Origin of the sequence: Buchnera aphidicola (Cinara curtihirsuta) (assembly GCF_900698895.1) — a bacterium.
GTDB lineage: Bacteria > Pseudomonadota > Gammaproteobacteria > Enterobacterales > Enterobacteriaceae > Buchnera_F > Buchnera_F aphidicola_AX.
In genome coordinates this window covers 1-2,857 of record NZ_LR217702.1, presented here as the reverse complement: position 1 = coordinate 2,857, position 2,857 = coordinate 1, and the positions used below count along the sequence as shown (strand labels likewise).

2 protein-coding genes are annotated in these 2,857 nt (G+C 28.1%); both read left to right on the top strand.

Annotation, left to right across the window (positions count from 1 at the left end; translation table 11 throughout):
• The first annotated feature begins 436 nt into the window (after positions 1-436).
• Complete coding sequence (locus BUCICURT3053_RS02075) at positions 437-2,017, top strand: anthranilate synthase component 1 (protein WP_154061359.1); 1,581 nt, start codon at positions 437-439, stop codon at positions 2,015-2,017.
• Positions 2,010-2,594 carry an aminodeoxychorismate/anthranilate synthase component II gene (locus tag BUCICURT3053_RS02070; RefSeq protein WP_154061358.1) on the top strand — a complete coding sequence of 195 codons (585 nt, stop codon included), beginning with the start codon at positions 2,010-2,012 and terminating at the stop codon, positions 2,592-2,594. Before BUCICURT3053_RS02075 ends, BUCICURT3053_RS02070 begins: the two co-directional genes overlap by 8 nt.
• Positions 2,595-2,857: the final 263 nt, after the last annotated feature.

The following is a 2,857-nucleotide window of genomic DNA, read 5'->3' as shown; positions in this document are numbered from 1 at the left end:
TAACCTGTGCATAACCTGTGCATAACCTGTGCATAACCTGTGCATAACCTGTGCATAACCTGTGCATAACCTGTGCATAACCTGTGCATAACCTGTGCATAACCTGTGCATAACCTGTGCATAACCTATCTAATATTTAGTAGATTTAAATTTATATCTAAAAGATATTTTTTTCTATATAAAATATAGTGTTAGAAATATATACAAAGTACATAAATATATGTAATATGGATAGATGCAAAATAACTATTATATATAACTAAATATAGTTATTTATATATAAATATATGTATATACATAAATAAAAATAACTATAATAATAAATATTTTATTATAAATAAATATACAACCTTATAATATAAAAAAAATAAAGAATATATGAACTTTTTTTATTTCACTTAGGAAATAATTCTAAAGAAGAAAATAAGGATTAAATATGAGCAGGTCTTATAAAGTAGAGATTTGGAAAAAAAATATACGGTATCATTCTAATCCAACTGAAATTTTTTATAGATTATGTTTCAATAAAAAGAATACATTATTATTAGAGTCATCTGAAAATAAAAGTAATACGAAAAGAGACAGTAAAATTATTATTGATAGTGCTCTTCGTATAATTGCTATTGATAATAAGGTTATTTTGTACGCTCTGTCAGACAATGGAAAATTTTTATTAACTTTATTAGATAATATTATTCCTAACACTATTACAGTGTTTAAAAAAGAATATAAACGTGTCATCTATTTTTCAAAAGAATCTTTATATATAGAAGAAGATGAGCGACTCATGCTATCTTCTGTTTTTGATTGCTTTCGTTGGTTAATACAGGCGGTACAGATAGATTCAGGATCTTTATCAACATTATTTTTTGGTGGATTATTTTCATATGATTTAATTTATTCATTTGAAGATATAGTACAAAAAAATAAACAGAGCGTTTGTCCAGATTTCTGTTTTTATCTAGCAGAATCAATGATTGATATTAATCATCAAAAAAAAACGGCTGTTATACAATCACATCTATTTTCCTCATCTATAACAGAGAGAAAACGATTGTATACACGTATGCAAGATTTATATGCGATTTTACAGAAAAAGAATAATTTTCTATCTATCCCGCTAGCCTCTAAAAAGAAATTAAATGTAACAAGTAATATGAGTGATACAGAATATGGGCAAATTATCAATAATATGCGTTTTTTTATTAAAAAAGGAGAAATATTTCAGGTTGTTCCTTCTCGTCAATTTTATTGTCCATGTACACATCCCTTATCTGTATATCGTATTTTAAAGAAAACTAATCCTAGTCCATATATGTTTTTTATGCAAGATATACAATTTACATTATTAGGTGCATCTCCAGAAAGTTATTTAAAATATAATGCAAATAATAGAATTATTGCTCTACATCCAATTGCTGGCACACGTCCCCGTGGGCTATATAAGAACGGTAAAATTGATTTAGATTTAGATAATCGTATTGAATTATCTCTACGTACTGATCAAAAAGAATTATCTGAACATTTAATGTTAGTGGATTTAGCGCGTAATGATTTAGCAAAAGTTTGTTTAACTAGAAGTCGTTATGTATCTCAATTAATGCAAGTAGAAAAATATTCTCATGTTATGCATTTAGTATCACATGTTACAGGAATTTTACAACCACAAATCGATATTTTTCATGCTTATCAATCTTGTATGAATATGGGTACATTAACTGGTACACCAAAATTACGTGCTATGCAGTTAATTGCCCAATATGAATCTGTACGAAGAGGAGTATATGGTGGTTCTATTGGGTATTTTACCGGAAAAGGATCTTTTGATGCGTGTATCATTATTCGTTCTGCATTCATTAAAAATGATATTGCTGTTATACAATCTGGAGCGGGAATTGTATATGATTCAATTACGGAAGATGAAATACAGGAAGGTAAAAATAAGGCACAATCTATCTTACAATCTATTTTTCATGCACATCATCAGTATCTTAAAAAAGGAGATTATTATGTCTAATATTCTTTTATTAGATAATCTAGATTCATTTACCTATAATTTAGTAGATTCATTACGATCATACAAACAAATAGTTTCAATATATAGAAATTACACCCCTTTATCTATTCTAATATCTGCTATAGAACGTATGCAGAATCCGGTTGTTGTTCTCTCTCCAGGTCCCGGTTTACCTAAAAATTCTGGATGCATGTTAGAATTAATTGATTTAATAAAAGGAAAAATTCCAATATTAGGTATTTGCTTAGGTCATCAAGCTATCGTTCAATCATATGGTGGTACTATTGATTTAGCATCAGAACCTATGCATGGTAAAACATCTTCTATTTCACACGATCAAAAAGATATGTTTTTTAATCTTCCTAATCCTCTATTAGTAGCACGATACCACTCATTACTGTGTACTTCTATTCCGTCCTCTTTAAATGTTAATGCATATCATTATACAGCGGTTATGGCTGTTAAAAACAATCGTGATCGCACATGCGGATTCCAATTTCATCCAGAATCTATTTTAACCCCTATGGGATCAACACTACTATACCAGACATTACTTTGGTTACGTATGAAAAAATAAATTAATCAAAAAAAAATATGTAAAAAAAATGTAAATTATATGAATTTAATTTTTTCTAAAAAAATATATATATATTAAATAAAACAATAATTTTTTTATAAAAATATCGAAAATATTAAATTTGTTATATTATGCATAACCTGTGCATAACCTGTGCATAACCTGTGCATAACCTGTGCATAACCTGTGCATAACCTGTGCATAACCTGTGCATAACCTGTGCATAACCTGTGCATAACCTGTGCATAACCTGTGCATAACCT

Bases quoted from the DNA above. Each gene is read 5' to 3' on its own strand.
- BUCICURT3053_RS02075 (WP_154061359.1), top strand. From the start codon at position 437: ATGAGCAGGTCTTATAAAGTAGAGATTTGGAAAAAAAATATACGGTAT.
- BUCICURT3053_RS02070 (WP_154061358.1), top strand. From the start codon at position 2,010: ATGTCTAATATTCTTTTATTAGATAATCTAGATTCATTTACCTATAAT.